Genomic DNA, 2,826 nt, shown 5'->3' with positions numbered 1-2,826 from the left:
CCCTTGCGCTGGGCCCACTGGGCCAGCAGGGTCGTCTTGCCGTAGCCGGCCGGAGCGACTAGACAGACCACCGGCTCAGTGACCGAGGCGAGCAGTAGATCCACCAGCGCGGCCCGGGCCACGATCCCTCGGCGAGTTGGCGGCGGGTGAAATTTCGACTCGAGGATCGTAAATGGCAGACCGGACCTCGTGGGGTCAGGAGAAGGTTCTCGGCCAGTTGGCCCTGTGGCGGTCATGGCCATGAATCCATCATCCTTCAAGGGTGAGGGGTCCTTCGGGGTCCAACCCTCGCAGGCGCCCCTGCCGCCGACGCGTGCGAATAGCCGATAGGCCCGCGAGCGTCTGCAGCCCCGGTCAAGACCCCGAATCCTCACTGCCTGGGCAGCGATCGCGATCGGGGCTGCCGCCCAGGGGCGAAGCCGGCGAAGCTACCCTCACAACCTCCGATGCTGGAAATTTATCCTATTTGGGTGATGTGCAGCCGTCACGCAGGCAGCATCATCCAGCCCACGACATTCGCCGGCCTCCAACTAGCCAAAGGAGCCGGACTGCATCCTCACGGAGGCAGGCGTGGCCGACCTGACCGGAGGTGAGGCCGAGCAGCGAAAGTTCGCGGTCACAGAGGGGCTGGCACATGCCGACCAGCTTCGATCCCGCCCTCCCCCGCCGAGAAGAGGGCAACCTGTAGGCAACCTCCCAAGGCAACCTGTCGGCAACCAGCCGCACTGGGCTCCCGCCCAGCCCGATTGCGGCTAGCGTCGAAGGCGTGTACAGACCAGAGGAAGAGCCAGATGGGGACCAGCCCTGCTCCCGATCCCGATCCCGACGCCCTGAAGAGGGCGCGGGAGCGGCGCGGCCTTTCTCAGACCGACGTGGCCCGCCTGCTTGGCGTGCCCGCCGCCGACCGCAACCAGGTCGCCCGGTGGGAGAACGGCGCGCACACTCCGCAGTTGCATTACCAGCGGCGGTTGTGGGCGCTGTTCCCCGAGCTCGCCCCGGATGGCGAAGCTGACATGGAGCGGCGCGCGTTTCTTGGCCTCTTCGGCGCCACTGGTGCGGTCCTGGCCGCGGACGCCACAAGCCCCGCGCGAGAGCCTCCAGGTAGAACTGGGCAGCGGTCCCTCAGCGAGGCGAGCATCCCATCCGGAGTTGACATCGGCGCGCTGATCCTCGAGGCCAGAAAGCTCGACGACCAGCTCGGCGGCGCCCGGGTCTGGCCGCTCGCGCACCGCCTGCCCGCCATCGCTCTCGGCATGGGCGACATCGGCGCGGCTGCCGACGCCGCACAGCTGTGTGGGTGGCTCTGCTTCGACATGGACCGCGTCGACCACGCGCGGGGGTGGCTCAACCGCGCCCAGGAACTAGCCAGGGCGGCAGGGGATCGCTCCCTGCTTGCCTACGTGAACGGTTACCACGCCATCCTCGACCTCTATGGGAAGCACCCCCGGCGCGCCATACGCGCCGCCCTGGCCGCCGTACAGACCGCTCGGACCGCGCCGCCGGGGGTACGGTCGTGGCTTGGGACCGTCCAGGCCGAGAGCCACGCGGCCATCGGCGATGAGCGCGCCACCCTGGCAAGCCTTGAGCAGGCCGCGCTGCTCCTTCCCCAGCATCATCCCGACGACGCGCCTCGGTGGCTGTACTTCCTCAGCCGGGGGGACCTCACCCAGGTCGAGGGAACCGCCAACCTCCGCCTTGGCCGCACCCGCCAAGCGCGCGCAGCGATCCACGAGACGCTCGCATCCACGCCCGGATTCCTCAGAGAGCGAGCGTTGCACCTCGCCACCCTTGCCCGCACCCACGCGATCGACGGGGAACACGACGAGGGCGCGCGAGTTGCCGGGGAGGCGCTCAGGGTGGCGCGGGCCACCGGATCGGCCCGGGGAGTGCGTCGGGTCCGACAGGCCGCGGCCGCTCTTAAAGGACGGGCCGCTGAGGAGCTGCGGGAGCAGCTCGCTGACGAGTAGAACACCCGCCGTCCTGTCGACCCTGCCAGTGGACGCGCAAGCGACATCAAACGCTTCGATGAAATGCGGAATGGCGGCGGAGCCGCATACATTCGTGGCCGCCCACGATCTAGCTCCCGCCCGTCCGGCGTGACCCAGTTTCCTGCGGCATTCCTTCGTCCGGCGTCCGAACCAGCCAGCCGGGAGGCAGGAGGCGGGCGGCACACTTACATGGCGAAGCGGGGCGGACGCCAGCGGATTGGAAGTCAATCCGCGACCGTCTACGCCGTCTCGCTGAATGGCCTTCTCGCTATCCAGGGTGATGCTTGCTTGACGCCGAGGGCTGCCCCGACGCCAAGCCTAGGACGACCAGGATCGGGCAGCGGTGGCCGACATTTCGGTGGCGACCAGTCCGCCGGCTCGCTGCCGGTGAACCCGCGCCCAGGCCCGATTTACCCGCACCGGCTGCTGGCGCCGAATCGGGACTCGATACTGCTCCGCCCATGCGAGGGGCGAGCCCGTTGGGAAGGTCGATGAAGACCACTCCTGCAAGGTCGGTGATTAGCTCGAGCAACCAGTACGCCGTGGCGGCGATGGGCACGAGGACCGCGACGAGCACCCAACAGCGTTAAGTAGCGCCGGTGATGAAGGCGCGTGCTGCCGAGCCGGAGTGATCGTATCCGATCCGGGTGATGTCACAAGAGCGAGTGTGGGGTGAGATGGCCATGGCGGCCGCCACGGCCACCGTCGTTAGGCCGAGTTGCCGTCCGGTAGCAGGTAGGAGCGTTCATTGCGAACGCGGAGGGGATAGGGGGTCATGTCCGACATCTGGTGGATCTTGTTTGCTCTCGAGTGGGGTCGCACTAGCGTTCAGGCCCGC

Annotated in this window: 1 protein-coding gene; it reads left to right on the top strand. The window is 68.2% G+C overall.

Annotated elements, in window-relative coordinates; all coding sequences use genetic code 11:
* Positions 1 to 791: 791 nt before the first annotated feature.
* Complete coding sequence (locus VF468_06795) at positions 792 to 1,967, top strand: helix-turn-helix transcriptional regulator (GenBank protein ID HEX5878014.1); 1,176 nt, start codon at positions 792 to 794, stop codon at positions 1,965 to 1,967.
* Positions 1,968 to 2,826: the final 859 nt, after the last annotated feature.

The sequence above is a fragment of the Actinomycetota bacterium genome, assembly GCA_036280995.1.
GTDB lineage: Bacteria > Actinomycetota > CALGFH01 > CALGFH01 > CALGFH01 > CALGFH01.
The sequence above is the reverse complement of the archived record's forward strand: the minus strand, read 5'-3'. Positions and strand labels throughout refer to the sequence as shown.

Bases quoted from the DNA above. Each gene is read 5' to 3' on its own strand.
- VF468_06795 (HEX5878014.1), top strand. From the start codon at position 792: ATGGGGACCAGCCCTGCTCCCGATCCCGATCCCGACGCCCTGAAGAGG.